Raw genomic sequence first — 21354 nt, forward strand, 5'->3', positions numbered from 1 at the left:
ACGAGTGGTCAGCGGACCGCGCGACGGTGCTTGGTGCCCTTGCGCGGCAGGTAGACGAGGGCCTCGGTGGCCGCGAAGCGCAGCACGAAGGTGGTGACCAGCGCGACCGCGGTGGCGGGCAGCACGGCGAGCCCGAACTGCGCGACGAACAGGGCGATCAGGGGTATGCGCAGCAGCAGGTCGGCGTTGGCGAGTAGGGCGAAGCGGCCGATGCGGTCCGCCCAGTGGCGGTGCCGGCGCCGGTCGCGGAACAGCAGCGCCTCGATGAGGACGAAGTTCCACAGCACCCCGGCCTGGTTGGCGACGATCTCGGCCGGCAGGTAGTGCATGCCGGCCCGGGTGAGCAGCCACAGGGCGAGCAGGTTCGGTACGAAGCCGGAGAGCCCGATCAGACCGAAGCCGACCATGCGGGCCATGGGGGTGGCGGTGCGCAGCGAGGCCAGGTGGGTCAGGAAGCGCAGGCCCTCCTTGGCGGTGGACTTGGACTCCCCCGCGAACCGCTCCTGGAAGACGAACGGGACTTCGGCGACCTTCGCGGGGCGGCAGCGGACCGCCAGCTCCAGCAGGATCTTGTAGCCGAGGGGCTTGAGGGCCTCGGCGGTGACCGCCGAGCGGCGCATCGCGAAGAAGCCGCTCATGGGGTCGCTGATGCCGCGCAGGGCGCGCGGGAAGAGGCCCTTGGTGAGCCAGGTCGCGCCCCGGGAGACGGCGATCCGGTAGTTCCCGGCCAGGCCGGCCCGGCTGCCGCCGCTGATGTAGCGGGAGGCGACGACGAGTTCGGCGCCGGTGCGCTCGCCCTCGCCGACGAGTTCGGGCACCAGGTGGGGCGGGTGCTGCAGGTCGGCGTCCATGACCACGATCCAGTCGGTGGCGGCCCGCTTCACCCCTTCGACGACGGCGCCGCCGAGGCCGCCGACGGCCTCCTCGCGGTGCAGGACGGCGACGGGAAAGGGGCAGTCCTGCGCCGCCTTCTCCACCACCTCCGGGGTGTCGTCGGTGGAGTCGTCGACGAAGAGGACCTCGACCGGCAGCCGGGCCGGGATCGAGTCACCGAGCTGCCGCAGCAGTTCCCGTACGTTCCCGGACTCGTTGAAGGTCGGGATGATCAGAGTGACGCTGCCGGGCGCGGGGGTCTCGGCCGCTTCCGCGGACGCCGCGTCCGATGGTTCCGACGGCGCGTCCAGGGGCCGGGTCCACAGGTCTTCGCTCATGTCAGCTCCCGCTCTCGGGGTTGTCGCGGTCGGTCCTGCGGATCTCGCGGATCTCGATGCGGTCGTCGCCGGTCCCGAAGACGGCCACCGGGGCCGAATGCTCCAGTGCTCCCCGGACGTTGGGCAGGTCGCGGGCGTCGCGGCGCACGGTGGGCGAGGACACCACGTAGTCGATGTCCCGCCAGCCGCCCGGAAGGGTCTTGGTGACGGCCGGGTCGAGGTCGGCCTTGTAGAACCAGATGGCGCCGCGGCCGGGTTCGAAGCCCGCGTGGACGGCGTCCAGCCACAGGGCGTCGTCGAGCAGGACCCGGGTGCGGGCCGGGTCCTCGACCTCGGTGCCGAGCCAGGCGGCGGCCTGCCGGTAGGGGCCGTTGGCGTCCACGGTGAGCGCGGTGCGGTTGCCGTCGTACCAGCGCGGGACGACGTAGACGGCGGCGGACGCGGCGAGTACGAGGAGCAGGGCCCAGCGGCCGTACACGAGGCGGACCCGGCCGCGGCGGAGCACGGCGTGGGTGATGCTGGCCGCGCCGCCGGCGAGGACCAGGGCCAGGAAGGGCAGGGCCTGGATCACGTACATGGCGGGCAGGTAGCCGGAGGGGCGCATGGCGACGAGCGCCAGGATCACGGCGGCGAGGGCCGGGCCGGCGAGCGCGCGGGCGGTGACCGACCAGCGGAGGGTGAGCAGCAGCAGGACCGCGCCGGCCAGGCCGCCGAGCGGGAGGACGGTGTCGTAGTAGAGCCAGGACCGGAACACGCCGTGCGATCCGGAGCCGGAGTCGAGGATGAAACCGGAGCCCTCGCGGCCCATCTGGTACGTGATCCCGTCGATCAGGGAGACATGGCCCTCGCCGGGGAACAGCTCGCCGTTGAGCAGCGCGAACAGCGGGTAGGACAGTCCGATCAGGGTGCAGGCGGTGATGGCGCCGGTGACGGCGAACTTGCGGGTGTCCCGGTGGCTGTGCCGCCACATGGTGACCAGCAGGGCCGGGAGCACCACCAGCATGGTTTCTTTGGTGAGCACGGCGGTGGCCGCGGCCAGTCCGGAGCCGAAGTGGTGCCACAGGTGGCGGCTGGGCGATGCGGCCAGGCAGAACGCCAGCAGCATCCACATCACCGCGAGGTTGTCCAGGAAGATCTCGCGCTGGAGGACGACGGAGAGCGGGGACAGCCCGAACAGGGCCATGGCCAGGCCGGCCGCCCAGCGCGGCAGCCACAGCCGGCGGGCCAGCACGTACAGCAGGACGGCGCTGGCGGCGGACACGGCGAGCATGGCGAAGCGCATCGAGGCGACGGTCATCGACTCGGGGACGAAGAGGGAGGGCAGGTAGGTGAGGCCGGCTATCTGTATCCAGCCGAGCGGCGGGTGGTCGTACCAGTAGGTGTAGTGGGCCAGCCCTTCGCCCTGCTGCACCGCCCAGGCCTGAGCGAGGTAGGTGCCCTCGTCGTCGGAGAGGGGCGGGAAGGCGGTGATGTTCCAGCCCTGGACCAGCAGGATCACCAGCAGCAGGGCTCCGCAGAGCAGCAGGTCGGGGCGGGAGGAGCGGAAGCGTACGAGCGGCCTGGCGGCAACGGTCCGGTCGGGCCGTACCGGCGCCGGACCGGCCGGACCGGCCGGATCGACGGGACGGACCGGATCGACGACGGCGGACTGGGGATCAGTGGCCGTGGGCAGGGTGGCGGTCACTGGTGGCTGTCCTCTCGGGCAGTGGTCGCGGAAGCGGTGGCTGCGGGAACGCCGGCTACGGGAGCGGCGGCTGCGGAAGCGATGGCCGCGGAGGCGGTGGCCGGCGCGCCGGTGAGGTGGGCGCCGACATGGCTGGTGAGCTCCCACTCGTTGCGTCCGCGCTGCTCGCGCCAGACCGCTCGGATCGCCGCGCCGGCCAGCATGACCTGGTAGAACGGGCCGCCGACGACGAGTTTGAGGTAGTGCACGAAGCGCACGCGCAGGCCGTACTGGCGGCCGAAGTCGTGCAGCCCGACGATCTCGAAGACGAAGGTCACCATCGCCGTGATCATCGGCAGGAAGGTGATGATCGCGATCCCGACGGGTACGTCGAGGAAGACCGCGATGGCGAAGTTCAGCGGGATGATCACCCCGGAGGCGGCTTGCATGAACGGGGTCATCAGGGTGTAGCGGGCGAGCCAGCGCTGGCCGCGGCCGGGCAGCTGCTGCCAGTCCTTCTTCCGGTAGACCTGGAGGAAGCCCTGGTTCCAGCGGGTGCGCTGCTTGAGCAGGCTCACCAGGGAGCCCGGGGTCTCCTCGCGGGTGACCATGTCGGAGTCGTAGGCGACGACGACCTTCTTGCCGACGGACGACAGGCGCACGCCGAGGTCGCAGTCCTCGGCCAGGCAGTTCTGGTCCCAGCCGCCGGCCTCGCGCAGCACCTCGGTGCGGACGAAGACGGTGTTGCCGCCGAGCGGGATGAACCCCTTCTGCGCGTGCAGGTGCAGGCGGGAGCGGAACCAGAAGAAGTACTCCAGGCAGTTGCGCAGGCTGTACCAGCTGGAGTGGAAGTTGATCAGCTGGACCCCGCCCTGGACGACGTCGGCGCCGGTGGAGCGGAAGGCGTGGTCGACGTGGGCGAGGAGCTCGGGGTGGACCTGGTCCTCGGCGTCGAAGACACCGACGATGTCGCCCCGGCAGTGCGGGAGGGCGGTGTTGAGGGCCTTGGGCTTGTTCTTGGTCTCGTGGTGGTCGGTGACCACCCGGACCAGTTCGGGTGCGCGGGCGGCGGCCCGTTCGGCCACCGCCGCGGTCTCCGGGTCGTCGTGCCCGACGATCACGATGATCTCGTAGTCGGTGTGGCTCGATTCGAGCAGCCGGTCGATGGTGTGCTCCAGCACCGCCTGTTCGTGACGGGCCGGCAGGAGCAGGGAGAACGCGAGCCGTCCGCCCCCGTCGGGCCGGTCGAACCGGGTCGCGGCGAGCGTCTCCGGTGTGCGCCACGCGTGCATCTGCCACCAGAGCGTGAACGCGGCCATCCAGAAGAGCGCAAACGAAATGGCAGCAATGAACACAGACGTGTACAAATTGTCCCCCACAGGCATGCCGCGGCCCCCCGGCCGCAACGACGTCTGAAACCCCCCGAGGGCTTGAACGGCGGGCCCCCTGGCCCGCCACCCTCGCGTCCCCCACACGCGCACCCCCAGTGCGCGATCTCGTGTCGGATCTCCCGAACGGAATGAGATTAGGCAGAGAAGATGAAACTCAGACGGTCCTCAGATAAAAAGCACGTTTCTGAACTCTTATGCGATCAAGCAGAGTTGACGCCAGATCAGGTCCTTCAGGGACGAACCCCGCCCAACTGCCCCGCCAGTTCGACCGGATCTGTCGTAGGACGCGCGCAGACGAAATGTCGACACACATACGCCGTGGGAAGGTCGCGCACGAGCGTGCGCTCGGCCAGAAGGGGGAACTCTCCGTCTCCCGCCCCCTCACGCTGAGGCAGGCCCACCGCCACCACAGCCCCAGGAGCCGTCCCCAGCAACGCCGCCCGGTGCAGCGCGGCCGTCGCCGGATCCTCCGGATGCCCCACCACCGCCACCTCCCGGGGCCCGTCCAGCAGCGCCTCCGCGACCGCCAGCCCGTGCCCGATGAAGCGCGGGGCGCGCGGCCCCAGCGCGTGCACCACCCCGAGCGCCCGTTCGGCCGCCGTGCGGTGCGCCTCCGAGCCGGTGTGCGCGGCGTACGACAGCAACGCGCCGGCCGCGGCGGTCCAGCCGGAGGGGGCTGCAGTGTCGGTCGGGTCCTGCGGGCGACGGATCAGCCGCTCCGCATCGTGCGCGGTGTCGTACAGCGAACCGTCCTCCGCCACGAACCGGTCCAGCACCAGGTCCACCAGGAACCCGGCGAACTCCAGCCACACGCCCTCGCCGGTCACCCCCGCCAGCGCAAGGAACCCCTCGGCGACATCACCGTAGTCCTCCAGCACCCCGGCGTTGGCGCCCACCTTCCCGTCCTTGCTCGTCCGGTACAGCCGGGCCCGCCCGGCGGTGGCGTCGAAGTGCACCCGCACCAGCAGGTCCGCGGCCTCGGTGGCCCGCTCGACCAGGTCCGGCCGGCCGAAGAACGCCCCGCACTCGGCGAGCGCGGCGATCGCCAGCCCGTTCCAGGCCGCCACCACCTTGTCGTCCCGCCCGGGCGCGGGCCGCTGGGCGCGCGCGGCCAGCAGCCGCTCCTTGATCCCGGCGATCCGCTCGCCGTCGACGGCCGGGCCCTCCTGCGGCAGCTGGAGCACCGACGTCCCGTGCTCGAAGGTGCCCCCCTCGGTCACCCCGAAGTAGGCGGCGGCCAGCCGGCCGTCCTCCTCTCCGAGCACCTCCCGCAACCCGGCCGGCGTCCAGGCGTAGTACGCCCCCTCCACGTGCCGGCCGCTCGCCGGGTCCTCGCTGTCGGCATCGAGCGCGGAGGCGAAACCGCCGTGCTCCGTCCGCAGCTCCCGGACCATGAAGTCGGCGGTCTCCAGGGCGACCCGGCGGGCCAGCTCCGACCCCGTGGCCCGCCACAGGTGGGCGTACACCCGGCACAGCAGCGCATTGTCGTACAGCATCTTCTCGAAGTGCGGGACCACCCACTCCCGGTCCACCGAGTACCGGGCGAACCCGCCGCCCAGCTGGTCGTAGATCCCGCCCCGGGCCATGGCCTCACAGGTGTCGGCGGCCATCTGCAGGGCGCCCTCCGCGCCGGTGCGGGCGTGGTGCCGCAGCAGGAACTCGATGACCATGGACGGCGGGAACTTGGGCGCCCCGCCGAACCCGCCGCGCGCGGCGTCGTACTCCCGGGTCAGCCCGAGCAGCGCCTGCGCCAGCTCCTCGGCACCGGGCACCCCGGCCCGCCCGTAGTCCAGCTGCCGCCCGGCCAGATCCCGCACGATCCGCTTGGCCACCTCGGCCACCTCGTCCCTCCGCCCGGCCCAGGCGGTGCGCACGCCTTCGAGGACCTGCATGAAGGAGGGCATGCCGTGCCGGGGCTCGGGCGGGAAGTAGGTGCCGAAGTAGAAGGGCTCGGCATCGGCTGTGAGGAACACGGTCATGGGCCAGCCGCCCTGACCGGTGGCTGCCTGGACGGCTTCCATGTAGACGGCGTCGACATCGGGGCGCTCCTCGCGGTCCACCTTGATGTTGACGAAGTGCTCGTTCATGTAGGCGGCGGTCAGCTCGTCCTCGAACGATTCGTGGGCCATGACATGACACCAGTGGCACGAGCTGTAACCGACGCTGAGCAGCACGGGCACGCCGCGCTCCCGCGCCTCCTCGAACGCCTCGGGCGACCAGGGCACCCAGTCGACCGGGTTGTCGGCGTGCTGGAGGAGATACGGCGAGGTCTCGTTCGCGAGGCGGTTCGACATACCGGCCATCCTGCCCCACCGCAGGCCCAACGCCTCTTACCCGGCCCGCAAATGCCCGCCGTCCAGGTGGAAGCGCACCGGTCCGGCGGCCGCCTGGGCCACGAGCCGCCAGGGGGTGCCGGGTACGGCCAGGTGGAGCAGCCCCTCGCCCGTACCCGTGCCCGTACCCGTACCCGTGCCGGTGTCGGTGCCCGTTCCCGGTGCCCAGGAGACCAGCCGGATGCGTGAGCCGTCGGGCAGCGGACCGGCCGGGCGCGGCTCGGCCTCCGCGGTCCCGGCCACCCCGGCCAAGGGGCGGGCGGCCCGGGCCCATCCGCCGCCCAGCCGGTGGAGCGCGTCCGGTCCGGCGGCGCCGGCGGCGAGGAGCTCCCGGCCGGCTCCGGCGAAGACCGCGCAGAGCTCGCGCACCGGGATGCCGCCGGCTGCGGGGGCGTGCCGGACGTGCCGGACCGTGAACAGGGCACGGTTCAGGACCTCGGCGAGGGCGACGTGCAGCGGATCCTGCTCGCCGGCCGCCGGGAATTCGGGGTACGCCGGACGCACGGTCCGGCGCGGAGTTCGGGCGTCCGCGCGGCGCCCGGCGGCGGAGTGGTGCCAGTGCACGTCGTCGGGCCACACCGTGGCCGTGGCCGCGCGGAAGCCGCAGCTGCTCCCCAGGTGCACGGTGGCCCCGCCCGGGCCGGCGTCCAGCACCGCGCCCCGGGCGTCCTCGGAGTCGAACCGCGCCTCGGTGAGGCCGTCCAGCCCGAGGTGCAGGGCCGCCCTGGTGCGGGGCGGGCCGTCGGGCACCGGGTAGCGCCGGTCGGCGGCCAGGTGGATCCGTACGGCCGGCCCCGGACCGCCGCACTCCACCTCCAGGTGGCGCAGCTCGGCGTCGGCCAGGTCGTAGGCGGCGGCGAGTTCGGCCACGCGGTACGGGGTCGGGGTGAAGGCGCCGGGTCTCACCACGCCCGCGTAGTCCCGGCCCGCCGGGTGGACGACCGCGGGCTCCAGCAGGCCGTCCAGCGGGATCCCGGCCCGGGCCGCGACGGCCTCCAGGGTCCGGCGCCGGCCGGCGCCGCGGCCCGCCATCCACCGCAGGGCGGCCAGGGCGCGCCGCTCCCGCTCGTCCGGGTCGGCCGCCGCGGCAGCCCCGACCAGCGGGAGGGCCGCGGAGTCCCAGACGTCCGAGAGCCGGACGATCGCCGCGCGGTCGTACGTACGGGCGTCCGCCGCGGCCTCGGCGATCCCGGCCAGCGAGTGGTCCAGCAGCGCCCCGAGCGTGGCGAGCGCGTCAGGCACGGGTGCAGACGTGGGTGGTGGTGCTGCCCGAGGGTTCGATGTGGCGGATGGTGAGGGTGTTCTTCGCGTAGGTGACCGAGAGGCGCTGGCCGTCGCCCGTGCCGCGGGTCTCCGGGGGCTGCCACGGGAGGGTCAGGTCGAAGCCGTCTCCGACCGTGGCGGGCACGCTGTGGGCCGAGGCCGCCCCCTTGCGGCCGTCCAGGCCCTTGGGCCCCTCGAAGACCTGGATCAGCAGGCGGCCTCCGCGCAGCAGGAAACCTCCGTTCCAGGCGCCCGCCCCGCCGTCCCATTCGATGGTCCAGCCGCCGTTGCCGCCGTCGGGGGCGTTCACCGTGGCTTTGCCCCGGGCGACGTCGCCGCCGGGCGTGGTGGACTGGACGGTCCAGCCGCCCCGGATGAACGCGTCGAAGGAACGGTCCAGTACGCCCTTCTTGGCAGGGGCGGGGGTCGTCGCCGACGGGGCGGCGGAGGCGGAACCGGACGGGGCCGGGACCGGTGCGGACGGGGCCGGGTTCTGCCCGGCGGCGCCGGCCGCCGGGGCTTGGGCCGGGGCCTGGGCCGCCGGCTTCTCCTTGCCTGTGCAGGCCGCGAGCAGCGATGCCCCGACGCCCATGGCGAGGTAGCGCAGCGCGTTGCGGCGGCCGACGAGGCTCGCCGCAGTCCGGATGTCACGTACCGTCATTTATGCCCCCGTGCAGTTCAGTTGGATCAGTCCGGTGAGTCTAGAAGGGCCCCGCGACAGCCCCTTTGCCTCCCTCTGAACTAGCTCAGATTCCCTCGCCTTCCCGCGGACCGCGCTGGACACTGGGGAGCTCTACCGGAGCGCTCGGAGGGGGATGCTGATGCGGGACAGCCATCGGAGCGAGGCGGAGCGGCTGCTGGTCCGGGCCGTCGACGAAGAAATGCAGCGGGCCGGCGCGGCGGGCCCGGCGATCGACCGGGCGGCACTGCTGGGGCGGGCGCGGGAGGCTCTGGACGCGCTGGCCGCGAGTGCCTCGGTGGAGTACGAGGCGTACGTACGGGCGTTGGACGCGGCGGCTGCCGGGGAGGAGTCGCTCGGGGAGGCGTTCCGGCGCGGGAATTCCTCGACGGCGCTGCTGGTGGCGGCAGTTGCCGCGGCGGCCGCCTTCGGCGTGGACCTGGCGCTGGGGGTGGGCGCGGGTGCGGCGCTCGGTGCGGGCGCGGTGACCGGTGTGGCGGGGGCGGCCGCGACGGTGGCGAAGGTGGTGGCGGCGCATCTGCCGGCCGCACACCGGCGGGCCGGGGCGCTGGGCCAGCCGGGGGGCCCGGAACAGCTGAGGCTCCAGTGGCTGTCGGCGCTGGAGGTGCGCGGGATCAGACCGTTCCTGGAGCAGCAGCGGAAGGTGGCGGCCGCGGCCCGGGCCTCGCGCGCGGTGAAGCCGGCCGCGCCACAGCTGCGCGGGTCGGACCGCAGCGCGGAGGCGCGGCGGCGCACGGTGCTGGAGCAGAGCTTCGGGCAACTGCCGGAGCCGGCCGGCGGGTTCGCGGGGCGCCGGGCGGAGCTCACCCGGATCGCCCAGTGGGTGCAGGCGGGGCGGGCCAGTACGGAGACCCGGCCGGTGGTGGTGATGCTGCACGGGGAGCCGGGGGTGGGCCGTACGACGCTGGCGGTGCGGGTGGCGCATCAGCTGCGGGACCAGTACCGGGGTGCCTGTGTGGTGGACCTGCGGGGCGGTGTGCTGAGCGGGGAGGCTCCGCTGCCGACCCGGGAGGCGCTGCTGCACCTGTTGAACCGGCTGGGGGCGCCGCGCGAGCAGCTGCTGTTCCGTGAGCGGTCGTCGGCGGAGCAGCAGCTGCGGCGGCTGGGCGAGCTGTACCACCAGCAGGTGCAGGGGCTGGCGGTGGCGGTCGTCCTGGACGATGCGGTGGATCCGGAGCAGGTCCGGGCGCTGCTGCCGGAACGCTCGGACTCCCTGGTCCTGGTGACCTGCCGGGAGCCCCTGCAACTGCCTCCGGACACCCCGGCCTGGGTGCACCACCTGGCGGTGGAGCGGCTGGGCGCGACGGAGGCCGCGGAGCTGATCCGGGCGGGAGCCCCGGGACCGGGAGCCCTGGCGTTGGCGGGAACCCTGGGGTTGGCGGGAACCCCGGGTCCGGGGACCCCAGGTCCGGGGACCCCAGGTCCGGCCGGGACCCCCGGGTCGGCCGGGACCCCCGGGTCGGCCGGGACGCCGGGGGCGGCCGGGACGCCCGGGACAACCGCGGCTCCGGCCACCTCTGCGGGTTCCGCGGCTCCGACGGCCTCTGCGGGTTCCGCGGCTCCGACGGCCTCTGCGGGCTCTGCGGCTTCCGCGGCTCCGGCGGGCCCGGGCGGCGAAGCCGCCCCGGACGACGCCGAACGGGCCGTCGCGGAGGCGGCCGGCGGACTGCCGCTGGCACTGCGCCTGCTGGGGCCCCTGCTGGCCCGGCACGATGCCGCGGAGCTGGCGGAGGCGATGCGCGGGGAGGGCGGTGGGAGCGGCCGGGCCGGCGGGGCCGGCGCAGGCGGCACGCCTGGTGTGGGCGGCGGGGCCGGGGGGTCCGGTGCAGGCCACGCGGCCGGCCAGGTCGCCGCAGGCGGCACGCCTGGTGTGGGCGGCGGGGCCGACGGGCCCGGTGCAGGCCACGCGGCCGGCCAGGTCGCCGCAGGCGGCCCGCCTGGTGTGGGCGGCGGGGCCGGGGGGTCCGGTGCAGGCCACGCGGCCGGCCAGGTCGGCGCGATCGGCACGGACGGCCAAGCCGGCACGGCCGGTGCGCCCGGAGCGGGCGGTGCGGACGGCACGGCCGGCCAGGCCGGAGCAGTCGGCGCGATCGGCACGGACGGCCAGGCCGGTGCGGGCGGTGCGGGCGGCACGGCCAGTGCGGGCGGTGTCGTGGAGCGGGCTTTGTGGATTGCCGAGCGGGGGTTGGGGGAGCAGGCCGCTCGGTTGTTGAGGCGGTTGCCGCTTGCCGGGCGGGCATCGCTCGGGGCGGCGGCCGCCGCCGCGCTGCTCGACGTACCGCAGCCGGAGGCGCTGCGCGCGCTGGAGGAGCTGTGGCGGGCCGGGTTGATCGACCGGGTGCGGGGCGAGCGGTTCCGGATGCACGACACGGTCCGTTCGTACGCGGGGAACGGCCCGCTGCGGACCAGCGACCGCGAGGTGCTGGCGGCAGCGCACGAGCGGCTGATCCGCAATTACGCGCAGCTCGCCGACGCGGTGATCCGGATGGTCGACGGGAAGACCTCGACCCGGGCGAACCAGTTCGGCGGGCACGGTTTCGGTTCGCTGGATGCGGCGCTGCGGTGGCTGGACGACGAGTCGAGCTTCATCACGGCGGCGCTGCGGCACACCGAGGGGGTGGACCAGCGGGCGGTGCTGGATCTGCTGGGGGCGCTGTGCGACTACTGCCTGCTGCGCGGGGACCTGTACCGGCTGGGCGAGATCAACGAGCTGGCCCAGGCGGTGGAGGCCGGGCAGGGGCTGCTGGTGCGCTCGGTGCAGTGGCGGACCGGTATCGCGGCGCGGCAGCTGGGCGAGCTGGACAAGGCGCGGACCACGCTGACGGAGGTGGTGGACCGGTTCCGGGAGGCGAACCAGCAGGCGGGCGCGGCCCGGGCGCTGGTCTCGCTGGGGATCACCCTGCACCACCAGGGGCATCTGCCGCAGGCGAGCGCGAAGATCCGCGAGGCGGTCGCGATGCAGGCGGCGGAGGAGCTGGCCGGCGACCGGGCGTGGGCGCTGCACGCGCTGGCGGCGGTGGAGCGGGACCTGGCGCATCTGGCGGAGGCGCTGTCGCTGCTGGAGGAGTCCCTGGTCCTGCACCGGGAGAGCGAGAGTGTGCACGGGGAGGCATGGGCGCACTTCCAGCGGGGGCAGGTGTACCTGCGGATGGACGACGTGCCGGCCGCCGAGGAGGAGTTCCGGCTGGCGCTGGACCGGTACGGGCGGACCCGCGATGCCCGCGGTGAGGCGTGGGCGCTGACCCAGCTGGGCCGGGCCCGGCTGGTGGCCGGGGACCCGTCGGCGGCGGCGGACCGGCTGCGGGAGGCGCAGCTGCGGCACCGGGAGGCGGAGGACGCGCGCGGGGAGGCGTGGTCGCAGTACTACCTGGGGCAGGCCCTGGAGGAGCGGGGCGAGCGGGACCAGGCGGTGCGGGAGCTGGAGCGGGCGCGGGCGATGTTCTCGCGGATGCGGGACGTGTACGGGCTGGCGTGCGCCCGGCACCATTCGGGCCGGGTGACCCGCGACCAGCGCGCCGCCCAGACCGGGAACCTGCGGAACTCCGGTTTCGCGCGGCAGCTGCTGGTGGACGCGCGGGCGGACTTCCACCGGATCGGGCTGGCGCACGGGGAGGGGTGGACCTGCCTGGAGCTGGCGGTGGTGGACGCGGGCAACGGCCGGATCCCGCAGGCGCTCGTGCTGTGCGAGGAGGCGGCCGGGCTGTTCACCTCGTACGGCGACCGTCGCGGCGAGGACTGGGCCCGCTTCCTGCGCTGCACGATCCTGCCGTACGCCGGGGAGGCGGAGGCGGCCACCGCGGAACTGGCCGAGCTGACGGCTGCCGCGCATCCGCTGCGGGACGCCCGTCTGGAGGACTGCGCGGAGGCGTACGCGCTGATCCTGGCGCGGGGCGTGGATCCGGCGGAGGGCTGGCAGGCGTGGCGCCTGCAGATGGTCCCGAACCGGCACTCCCGGGAGATCATGGGCGTCCCGGTGGGGACCCGGTCCGCGTGACCGTCCACGGGGTCCGGGTGTGCTCCGGAACCGGACCGGGCCGGAGCGGGCCGGATCGCTCCGGACCGGGCCGAGGCCGTACCGGGCCGAGGCCGGAGACCGGGCCGAGGCCGGTGCGGACCGAGGCCGGTGCCGGTGCCGGTGCGGGCACGGCGCGCCGCCCCACCCGTTTCCGGGCGGGGGCGACGGGCTCGAGCAGGGCGTATGCCCTGCGTATGCGTACGCCTAGCCCTTCGGGCTGCTGTCCGCCGGCGCGGACGGGGCCGGGACCGGGGCCGGGGCCGGGGTCTCGTCGAAGTTGACGCGGCCCATGTGGCGGTTCATCGACTTCATCAGGGCCCACACGCCCACGGCGAGGGCCGCGAACACGATGAAGCCGAGGATGCCGGGCGTCACCTTGTTCTTGTCGAAGGTGTCGCCGGCCAGCGGAAGGAGCTGGGTGATTGCTGCCTGCGTAGCGCTCATAGCTACGCATTCTCCCGGATGCCCGCGAAGAGGTCGGACTCGGGGAGGGAGGTGTCGACGAGCGACTTCGCCAGCTCGTACTCCTCGGTGGGCCAGACCTCCTTCTGGACGTCCATCGGGACGCGGAACCAGCCGCCGTCCGGGTCGATCTGGGTGGCGTGCGCGATCAAGGCCTTGTCGCGGATCTCGAAGAACTCCGCGCAGGGCACGTGCGTGGTGAGGGTCCGCTCCTTGCGCTCGAATTCCTTCCAGCGCTCCAGCCACTCCCCGTAGGGGGATTCCATGCCGCGCTCCAGCAGCGCCTCGTGCAGCGCGATGGTGCGCGGCTTGTTGAAGCCCTGGTTGTAGTAGAGCTTCTGCGGCTGGTAAGCGGGCCCGAACTCGGCCTCCGGGTACTTCTCGGTGTCCGCCGCGCCGTCGAAGGCCACCATCGTGATCTTGTGGGTCATGATGTGGTCGGGGTGCGGGTAGCCGCCGTTCTCGTCGTACGTGGTGACGACCTGCGGGCGGAACGCGCGGATCTTCCGCACCAGGCGGCCGGCGGCCTCGTCGACGTCCTCCAGGGCGAAGCAGCCCTCGGGCAGCGGGGGCAGCGGGTCGCCCTCGGGCAGGCCGGAATCGACGTAGCCGAGCCATTCCTGCTCGACGCCGAGGATCTCGCGGGCCTCGTCCATCTCCTTGCGGCGGACCTCGTGGATGTTCTCCTCGATGTACTTGTCGCCCTGGAGCTTGGGGTTGAGGATCGAGCCGCGCTCACCACCGGTGCAGGTGACGACGAGCACCGGCACCCCCTCGGACACGTACTTGGCCATGGTGGCCGCACCCTTGCTCGACTCGTCGTCGGGGTGGGCATGGACGGCCATCAGTCGAAGCTGCTCGGTCAAGACAGGATCCTCTGTGATTCGGCGCGAACGGCGGCTTCTATAGTGACCGAATCGGGGGACGGAAAATTCCGGGCCCCGGAGGAGAGGATCGATCATGAGCTCGGTGCGCGAAGGCCTGCCCGAGGGCCGGTACGGCCGTTCCGCGGACGAAAGTGCCGACCGGAAGCTCAAGATCGTCGGATCCGTGCTGGGTGCGGCCCTGCTGGGCGTGGTCGGCTGGATCGGCTGGGACTACGTGGCCGGGCAGAGCGTCAGCGCCGAGGTGATCAAGTACGACGTGGTCTCGGACTCCGAGGTGAAGGTCCATCTGGAGATCCGCAAGGAGGCCGGGGTCACCGGTGTCTGCACGCTGAGCTCCCAGGACAAGGAGCACGGCGAAGTGGGCCGGGCCGATTTCACCTTCGACGGGCCGGAGCAGCGCGTCGACGAGATGGTCACCCTGAAGACCACGAACCGGGCGACGATGATCGAGCTGGTGGGCTGCCAGGCGGCCGGCTCGGCCGGCTGAAGCGCCACGGGGCTGGAGAGCCACCGGGCCAGAGGGCTGGAGGGCCGAGGCGGGCCAGGGCGCTACTTTCCGGCGACCGCCGCCGAGACGTGGTCGACGACCTCCTGGAATTCCCTGGTCGGCGAGAAGTCGATGTACTCGCAGTCCTCCACCGCCAGCGGCGCGTGGCCGGGCGCCCAGTAGAACGCCTCGCCCGCGGAGTACACCTGGTCGCTGCCGTCCTTGTTGTGCAGCTTGACCTTGCCCTTGAGGACGTAGCCCCAGTGCGGGCACGGGCACAGGTCGTCGGGCAGCCCCTGGAAGGCCGGGGCCATGTCCGTGCCGGCGGCGAACCGGACGAACGCGACGCTGAAGTCTCCGCCCATTTCCCGGGTCCGCAGCTCCGCCTCGTCGTTCTTGAAGGCCACCGGAGCCTGCTCCCTGGTCGTTGCCGTCATGGTTCCTCCACTGCCGGTCGGTCCGGACCCCCCTTCCCGTCCAGTTTCTCCCCGCCCCGCCGGGAGCGATAGGCGGCGATCTTCGCGAGGTTGCCGCAGCGCTCCATCGCGCACCAGCGGCGCCGCCGGGCCTGCGAGTCGTCGAGGAAGAGCAGCGAGCACTCGGGGCGCTCGCACTCCTTGACGCGGCTCAGCAGCGGGCCTCCGGCCAGGAGTACGGCGTCCCGGGCCACGGTCGCCAGGGCCGCGGGCACGGCGCGCTCGGCGTGCCAGTGCACCGCGCCCTCGGCGGTGAGCTGCGGGGCCAGGTCGGGGCGGGCGGCGGCAGCGTTGAGCTCGGCGAGGTCGGCCGGGGCGGGCTCGCGGCCGGCCATTGAACACGCTCGACTTCTACCCGAAGAACCTGACCATCCACGGCTTCCAGCTCACCAACCGGCTGGACCACGGCTACGACCCGGCCGAGGACCTCCGCACCATCGCCGGACACGTGGCCGCCGGCACCTTCCGCGTCCCGGTGGAGGCGACCTTCCCGCTCGCCGAGGCGGCCGCCGCGCACACCCGTCTGGAGCAGCGCGCCAACCGCGGAAAGGTGGTGCTGACCATGCGCTGACCATGCGCTGACCGGGCGCTGACCGGGGCCCTGACCGGGCGACGATCGGCAATGACACACTTCATACACACGGTGTCCTCCCCCTTTTCTTCCCGAATTGTTAGGCTCGTGGTTTCGCCCGCACCGCCCATCGCGTGCGCGGCCATGAAGTCCCCTGTACCGACGAGGAGCACCTGTGACCCAGACGAGCGAGAACGTCACCTGGCTGACCCAGGAGGCGTACGACCAGCTCAAGGCCGAGCTGGAGTACCTGTCTGGTCCCGCACGTACGGAGATCGCCACCAAGATCGCGGCTGCCCGCGAGGAGGGTGACCTCCGGGAGAACGGCGGTTACCACGCGGCCAAGGAGGAGCAGGGCAAGCAGGAGCTCCGCGTACGCCAGCTCACCCAGCTCCTGGAGAACGCCAAGGTCGGCACGGCGCCCGCGTCCGACGGTGTCGTCGCGCCCGGCACCGTCGTGACCATCGCCTTCGACGGCGACCCGGAAGACACGATGGAGTTCCTGCTGGCCTCGCGCGAGTACGCGTCCTCGGCCTTCGAGACGTACTCGCCGCAGTCCCCGCTGGGCACCGGCGTCATGGGCAAGAAGATCGGCGAGGACGCCGAGTACGAGCTGCCGAACGGCCGGAAGGCGTCCGTCAGGATCCTCGACGTCAAGCCCTTCACCGGCTGATCACCCCTCCGCACACGACGGAACGCGAAAGCCCCCCACCGGATCGGTGGGGGGCTTTCGCACAGCCGGGCCAGTGGCCGGCCATGCACTGGCCGGCCATGCACTGGCCGGCCGGGCGGTGGCCGGTCAGGCGGTGGCCGAGCGGTACTTGCGGACCGCCAAGGTCCGGAAGACCACGATGATCAGGACGGACCAGAGGATCGACGCGATCACCGGGTGCTGCATCGGCCAGGCTTCCGGCGTCGGATAGCCGGGCGGCAGGTTGCCGAACAGCTCGCGGGCCGCCTGCACGGTCGCGCTGAACGGATTCCATTCGGCGATGTGCCGCAGGAAGGACGGCATGTTCTCCGAGGGAACGAACGCGTTCGAGATGAACGTCAGCGGGAAGAGCCAGATCAGCCCGCCCGAGGTGGCCGCCTCCGGCGTACGGACGGACAGGCCGATCAGCGCCCCGATCCAGGAGAACGCGTACCCGAGGAACAGCAGCAGGGCGAAGCCCGCCAGCACCTTGCCCAGGTGCTCGTGGGTGCGCCAGCCGACGATCAGCGCGACGACCGCCAGCACCACCAGGGTGAGGGCGGTCTGGACGAGGTCTGCCAGGGTGCGGCCGGTCAGCACCGCGCCGCGGGCCATCGGCAGCGACCGGAACCGGTCGATCAGGCCCTTGTGCATGTCGTCGGCGATGCCCGCGCCCGCACCGGCCGTGGCGAAGGTGACGGTCTGGGCGAAGATGCCCGCCATCAGGAATTCCCGGTAGTCCTGGGGCGAGGTGCTGCCGCCCACGCTGATCGAGCCGCCGAAGACGTAGCTGAACAGCACGACGAACATCACCGGCTGGATCACACCGAAGATGATCATCTCGGGGATGCGGGACATCCGGATGAGGTTGCGCTTGGCGATGACCAGCGAGTCGTTGACGGACTGGACGACCCCGCCGCGCGGGCGCGGCGCGACCGGCGAGTCGGTCACGTGCGTGTCGTTGGCGATGCTCACTTGGCCGTCTCCTTCCGCGCCTTGCGCCCGCCCCGGGCCGCCCGGTCGGCCGCCTGGTCCCCGTTCTCCTCCTCCGTCAGCGCGGCCGCATGGCCGGTGAGGGAGATGAACACGTCGTCGAGGGTGGGCCGGCGCAGGCCGATGTCGTCGATCTCGATGCCCTGGCCGTCCAGGTCGCGGATGACCTCGGCGAGCAGCTTGGCGCCGCCGCTCACCGGCACGGTGAGCTTGCGGGTGTGCTCCTCGACCGTGGTCTCGCCCTTGCCGAAGCCGGACAGCACGGTGCGGGCGGTGGCGATGTGCGCGGGGTCGTGCACCACGACCTCCACCCGCTCGCCGCCGGTCTGGGCCTTGAGCTGGTCCGAGGTGCCGCGGGCGATGACCTTGCCGTGGTCGACGACGCAGATGTCGTGGGCCAGCCGGTCGGCCTCCTCCAGGTACTGGGTGGTGAGCAGCAGCGTGGTGCCGCCGGCCACCAGCTCCTCGATGACGTCCCACAGGGCCTGGCGGTTGCGCGGGTCGAGGCCGGTGGTCGGCTCGTCCATGAACATCACCGGAGGGCGGACGACCAGCGCGGCCGCGAGGTCGAGGCGGCGGCGCATACCGCCCGAGTACGTCTTGGCCGTGCGGTCGGCGGCGTCCGTGAGGTTGAACCGTTCGAGCAGCTCCTCCGCGCGTGCCTTCGCCGCCTTGGAGCTCATCTGGTAGAGCTGCCCGACCATCTGGAGGTTCTCGCGGCCGGTCAGGTACTCGTCCACGGCCGCGAACTGGCCCGACAGGCCTATGGAGCGCCGGACCTCGTTGGGGTGCTTCAGTACGTCGATCCCGGCGACGGTGGCCTTGCCGCTGTCGGGCTGCAGGAGGGTGGTCAGGACCCGGACGGTCGTGGTCTTGCCCGCTCCGTTGGGGCCGAGCAGGCCCAGGACGGTGCCCTCGGGGACATCGAGGTCCACCCCGTCCAGGGCCCGTACGTCGCCGAAGGTCTTCACCAGACCTTCGGCGTAGATCGCGCCTGGCATATGGAATTCTCCCAGCGTGATTCGGGTGTTTCCTACGCAAATCGTATGGGCGGTACCCAGGGGTGCACCCAAGTGAGCGACACGCTATCGCGCTATATCGCGTACCGCGCGGCAGTTTCGCTTCCGCACGTCCCGGCACACGGGCTCGCGGTGCGCCGGTACTCGGCTCAACTCATGACGAGGTAGCCGGCGCCGCGCAGGGCCCGCGCGACCTCCGTGCAGTGCTCCGGCCCCTTGGTCTCCAGGTGCAGCTCCACTTCCACCTCCGTGAGCCCCAGCCGCGGGTCGGTCCGGACATGGCTCACGTCCAATACATTGGCATCCACCACTGACAGCACACCCAGCAGTCCCGCGAGCGCCCCCGGCCGGTCCGCCACCCTCAGCCGCAGCGACAGGTAGCGGCCCGCCGCGGCCATGCCGTGCCGCAGGATCCGCTGGAGCAGCAGCGGATCCACATTGCCGCCGGACAGGACGGCCACCACCGGGCCCCCGCCGTACCGCTCGGGCTCGCTCAGCAACTCCGCCACCGGGCTGCAGCCGGCCGGCTCCACCACCAGCTTGGCCCGCTCCAGGCAGAGCAGCAGGGCACTGGACAGCGCGTCCTCGGAGACCGTGCGGACGTCGTCCAGCAGCTCGTCGATGATCCTGAAGGGCACGTCGCCGGGGCGGCCCACCTTGATGCCGTCGGCCATGGTGTTCGGGTTGTCGATGGACACCGGGTGGCCGACCGCCAGCGAGGGCGGGTAGGCGGCCGCACCCGCCGCCTGCACCCCGATCACCTGCACGTCCGGCCGCAGCGCCTTGACGGCGACCGCGATGCCGGCGGCCAGCCCGCCGCCGCCGATCCCGACCAGGATGGTCCGCACCTCCGGACACTGCTCCAGGATCTCCAGGCCGACCGTGCCCTGGCCCGCGATGATGTCGCGGTGGTCGAAGGGGTGGATGAACACCGCCCCGGTCCGGTCCGCGTAGTCCTGGGCGGCCTCCAGCGTCTCGTCCACGACATGGCCGTGCAGCCGCACCTCGGCGCCGTACTCACGGGTCGCGGCCACCTTCGGCAGCGGGGCCCCGAGCGGCATGAACACGGTGGAGCGGACCCCGAGCAGGGAGGAGGCCAGAGCCACCCCCTGCGCGTGGTTGCCGGCGCTCGCCGCCACCACCCCCGCGGCGCGCTGCTCGGGGCGCAGGCCGGCGATCCGTACGTACGCTCCGCGCAGCTTGAAGGAGCCGGTGCGCTGCAGGTTCTCGCACTTGAAGTGGACGGGGGAGCCGGTGAGCGCGGACAGGTGCCGACTGCCCTCCATGGCGGTCATCCGCGCCACCCCGGACAGCATCTTCTGCGCCCCCCGGACGTCGTCGAGGATCACCTGGGGGACGGGCTGGGGCACGCGGTAGCTCATGCCGCAAGTCTGGCAGGCCCCGCGGGACCCGGCGCGGGGCGCCGATCGGGGCGGCGGGGCAGGCCGACGCGGCCCTGCCGGGGCGACGAGCCGGGCGGCGGGCGGCCGCGGCCGGGTGGCGGGTCGCGCGCGGTCCAGGCCAAGCGGCGCCCGGATGCGAGGGCCGCCCTGGGGTTCTCGCCCGGCCATCCCACCTGGTGGAGCGCCCCACCCGGCCATCCCCCTTCAGCGTCCCCCTGGCCGGATCTCGCCATGCGGAACGTCGTACGCGACAGGGGCGAACTGCCGCACACTTGCCCCCGGCACGGCCCGGGACCGGCGGGCCTGCCTTCCGTGCCGGATCCGGCACCGCCAGTTCCGGCACGACGCATACGGGCCACAGTCCGGCCGCGTACGCTGTCCCCCATCCCTGTCGGCCCCACGCGAAGAGAGCCCACGGCCATGTCCTCCACCCCGGCCAATCCCGATCTGCCGGCGTCGCCCGCCGCGCCCGACGGTACTCCCGCCGGAGCAGGCCTCCTCGACGCACTGCAGCACCAGGTCGCGCTCTTCGCCCGCCGCGCCGAGCAGACCCGCCTCGGCGGCGTCGGCCAGGCCCGCAACTCGATGGACCGCGCCGCGTACCTGCTGCTCAACCGCCTCGACCTGGAAGGCCCGATGGGCGTCAAGGCGCTGGCCGGCGGCATGGGGATCGACTCCTCCACGGTGACCCGGCAGGTCGCGCCGCTGGTCGACACCGGCCTGGTGAAGCGCACCTCGCACCCCGAGGACGGCCGGGCCGTGGTCCTCGCCCTGTCACCGCGCGGCCTCGCCCGGCTGGAGGAAGTACGTTCCTCGCGCCGCGAGTTGATGGCCCGGGTGACGGAAGGCTGGACCGAGGAGGAGCGCGAGTCCTTCACCGCCCTGCTCACCCGCTTCAACCTGTCGCTGTCGGACCTGATGGGAGCAGCCTCCGAGGGCGGTCCGACCTCTTGACCCGGGCGGGCCGGCTGCCCGCACTATGACTGTGTGAACGGGCACCAAATCCGCCCGGGGTACCGGGAGTTCGAGGCGTTCGTCGCGGGGGCGGCGGGTCGGCTGCTGCATGTCGCCATGCTGCTGACGGCGGAGCCCGAGGGGGAGAGTGCGGCCGCCCGGCAGCTGCTGGCCGGTGCGCTGGCCCGGACGTTCGCGGACTGGCCGCGGCTGCGGGGCGACGATCCGTACGACCACACCCGGCAGGAGCTGTGCGCCGCCTTCGCCCGCACGGCCTGGCGCCACCACCGCAGCCGCGGCGGGCCGCTGTCCCGGCTGCGGCCGCAGCAGCGGCTGGTCATCGTACTGACGGTGTACGAGGGCGTGGCCGAAGGGCAGGCGGCTGCGCAGCTGGGGCTTCCGGTGGAGCGGGTGCGTGCGCTGCGCGGGCGGGCGATCGCGACGCTGCGGTCGGCGGCAGCGGCATGAGCGCGGCGCCCGACCGGAAGGAACTCGACGTCCGCCGGATGCTGGACGGACCGCATCCGGCGGTGCCGCCGGACCTCGCCTCGTCCGCTGCGACGCGCGGGGCGAGACTGCTTCGGCGGCGGCGGGTCTGGCGGCGGCTGGGGTGGTGGCTGCTGGTGACGGCGGCGGTGGCCTTCACGGTCTGGGCCGTCCTGACGGAACCCTGGGTCCCCCCGTCCCAACAGATCGCCCCACCCCTGGAGGGCTGGTAGCCGGCCCACTCCTGTGGCGCAGCGCCCCACGCCGTGCCCTGCGGCGCGGCGCCCCACGCCGTGCCCTGCGGCGCGGCGCCCCACGCCGTGCCCTGCGGCGCGGCGCCCCACGCCGT

Annotated in this window: 20 protein-coding genes; 7 read left to right on the plus strand and 13 right to left on the minus strand. The window is 73.1% G+C overall.

Translation table 11 applies throughout. The features are described 5' to 3' along the window. Nucleotides 1-8: 8 nt before the first annotated feature. From AB0447_RS33005 to AB0447_RS33030, 6 genes are all read right to left on the minus strand, one after another. The gene (locus AB0447_RS33005; RefSeq protein WP_366480579.1) at nt 9-1211 is read right to left on the minus strand and encodes a glycosyltransferase family 2 protein; all 1203 of its coding nucleotides are present in this window, start codon (nt 1209-1211) and stop codon (nt 9-11) included. Nucleotide 1212: 1 nt separating this feature from the next. Beyond that, entirely contained in the window at nt 1213-2895 is a 1683-nt protein-coding gene (locus AB0447_RS33010) for a phospholipid carrier-dependent glycosyltransferase (RefSeq protein ID WP_366480580.1), read from the minus strand. Continuing rightward, nucleotides 2892-4241 (minus strand): glycosyltransferase, encoded by a 1350-nt coding sequence (locus AB0447_RS33015; RefSeq protein WP_366480581.1) that lies wholly within the window; start codon nt 4239-4241, stop codon nt 2892-2894. The genes AB0447_RS33010 and AB0447_RS33015 overlap by 4 nt, the downstream gene beginning before the upstream one ends. A 254-nt stretch (nt 4242-4495) precedes the next feature. Continuing rightward, nucleotides 4496-6559 (minus strand): thioredoxin domain-containing protein, encoded by a 2064-nt coding sequence (locus AB0447_RS33020; protein WP_366480582.1) that lies wholly within the window; start codon nt 6557-6559, stop codon nt 4496-4498. 36 nt (nt 6560-6595) lie between these two features. Continuing rightward, nucleotides 6596-7840 (minus strand): hypothetical protein, encoded by a 1245-nt coding sequence (locus tag AB0447_RS33025; RefSeq protein ID WP_366480583.1) that lies wholly within the window; start codon nt 7838-7840, stop codon nt 6596-6598. After that, entirely contained in the window at nt 7833-8522 is a 690-nt protein-coding gene (locus AB0447_RS33030) for a hypothetical protein (protein ID WP_366480584.1), read from the minus strand. The genes AB0447_RS33025 and AB0447_RS33030 overlap by 8 nt, the downstream gene beginning before the upstream one ends. 160 nt (nt 8523-8682) lie before the next feature. On the opposite strand from AB0447_RS33030, the gene AB0447_RS33035 reads away from it, so the two are divergent. Next, nucleotides 8683-12555 (plus strand): tetratricopeptide repeat protein, encoded by a 3873-nt coding sequence (locus tag AB0447_RS33035; RefSeq protein WP_366480585.1) that lies wholly within the window; start codon nt 8683-8685, stop codon nt 12553-12555. 225 nt (nt 12556-12780) lie between these two features. Here AB0447_RS33035 and AB0447_RS33040 read toward each other — a convergent pair whose 3' ends face one another. Continuing rightward, nucleotides 12781-13020, minus strand: coding sequence for a hypothetical protein (locus tag AB0447_RS33040; RefSeq protein ID WP_366480586.1), 240 nt, complete (start codon nt 13018-13020; stop codon nt 12781-12783). Between the two features lie 2 nt (nt 13021-13022). After that, a complete protein-coding gene (gene mca / locus AB0447_RS33045; protein ID WP_366480587.1) occupies nt 13023-13904 on the minus strand; it encodes a mycothiol conjugate amidase Mca in 882 nt (293 codons plus the stop codon). Between the two features lie 94 nt (nt 13905-13998). Between mca and AB0447_RS33050 the strand changes: the two genes are divergently transcribed. Continuing rightward, nucleotides 13999-14412 carry a DUF4307 domain-containing protein gene (locus AB0447_RS33050; RefSeq protein WP_366480588.1) on the plus strand — a complete coding sequence of 138 codons (414 nt, stop codon included), beginning with the start codon at nt 13999-14001 and terminating at the stop codon, nt 14410-14412. A 62-nt stretch (nt 14413-14474) separates the two neighbouring features. Here the strand turns inward: AB0447_RS33050 and AB0447_RS33055 are convergent, their stop codons facing one another. Both AB0447_RS33055 and AB0447_RS33060 read right to left on the minus strand, forming a co-directional pair. Continuing rightward, nucleotides 14475-14849: a hypothetical protein gene (locus AB0447_RS33055; RefSeq protein ID WP_366480589.1), complete on the minus strand. Its 375-nt coding sequence runs from the start codon at nt 14847-14849 to the stop codon at nt 14475-14477. After that, nucleotides 14846-15223, minus strand: a complete 378-nt coding sequence (locus AB0447_RS33060) for a CGNR zinc finger domain-containing protein (protein WP_366480590.1) — start codon at nt 15221-15223, stop codon at nt 14846-14848. Before AB0447_RS33060 ends, AB0447_RS33055 begins: the two co-directional genes overlap by 4 nt. On the opposite strand from AB0447_RS33060, the gene AB0447_RS33065 reads away from it, so the two are divergent. Together AB0447_RS33065 and greA are read left to right on the plus strand one after the other, a co-directional pair. Then, nucleotides 15223-15459, plus strand: a complete 237-nt coding sequence (locus tag AB0447_RS33065; protein WP_366480592.1) for a zinc-binding dehydrogenase — start codon at nt 15223-15225, stop codon at nt 15457-15459. The two genes, AB0447_RS33060 and AB0447_RS33065, sit on opposite strands and share 1 nt — an antisense overlap. 175 nt (nt 15460-15634) lie before the next feature. Beyond that, nucleotides 15635-16132: a transcription elongation factor GreA gene (greA, locus tag AB0447_RS33070; protein WP_366480593.1), complete on the plus strand. Its 498-nt coding sequence runs from the start codon at nt 15635-15637 to the stop codon at nt 16130-16132. A gap of 126 nt (nt 16133-16258) precedes the next feature. Here greA and AB0447_RS33075 read toward each other — a convergent pair whose 3' ends face one another. From AB0447_RS33075 to ilvA, 3 genes are all read right to left on the minus strand, one after another. Continuing rightward, nucleotides 16259-17101 (minus strand): ABC transporter permease, encoded by an 843-nt coding sequence (locus AB0447_RS33075; RefSeq protein WP_366480599.1) that lies wholly within the window; start codon nt 17099-17101, stop codon nt 16259-16261. 20 nt (nt 17102-17121) lie between these two features. Beyond that, nucleotides 17122-18144 (minus strand): ATP-binding cassette domain-containing protein, encoded by a 1023-nt coding sequence (locus AB0447_RS33080; protein WP_366480594.1) that lies wholly within the window; start codon nt 18142-18144, stop codon nt 17122-17124. A 167-nt stretch (nt 18145-18311) separates the two neighbouring features. Further along, nucleotides 18312-19544 carry a threonine ammonia-lyase gene (ilvA, locus tag AB0447_RS33085; RefSeq protein ID WP_366480595.1) on the minus strand — a complete coding sequence of 411 codons (1233 nt, stop codon included), beginning with the start codon at nt 19542-19544 and terminating at the stop codon, nt 18312-18314. A 441-nt stretch (nt 19545-19985) separates the two neighbouring features. Between ilvA and AB0447_RS33090 the strand changes: the two genes are divergently transcribed. The 3 genes from AB0447_RS33090 to AB0447_RS33100 are packed head-to-tail and all read left to right on the plus strand — an operon-like array spanning nt 19986 to nt 21238. Further along, complete coding sequence (locus tag AB0447_RS33090; RefSeq protein WP_366480596.1) at nt 19986-20519, plus strand: MarR family transcriptional regulator; 534 nt, start codon at nt 19986-19988, stop codon at nt 20517-20519. Between the two features lie 33 nt (nt 20520-20552). Beyond that, the gene (locus tag AB0447_RS33095; protein ID WP_366480597.1) at nt 20553-20987 is read left to right on the plus strand and encodes a sigma factor-like helix-turn-helix DNA-binding protein; all 435 of its coding nucleotides are present in this window, start codon (nt 20553-20555) and stop codon (nt 20985-20987) included. Beyond that, nucleotides 20984-21238 (plus strand): hypothetical protein, encoded by a 255-nt coding sequence (locus AB0447_RS33100; RefSeq protein WP_366480598.1) that lies wholly within the window; start codon nt 20984-20986, stop codon nt 21236-21238. Before AB0447_RS33095 ends, AB0447_RS33100 begins: the two co-directional genes overlap by 4 nt. Nucleotides 21239-21354: the final 116 nt, after the last annotated feature.

This window comes from Streptomyces sp. NPDC051211 (assembly GCF_040689505.1).
Lineage (GTDB): Bacteria > Actinomycetota > Actinomycetes > Streptomycetales > Streptomycetaceae > Streptomyces.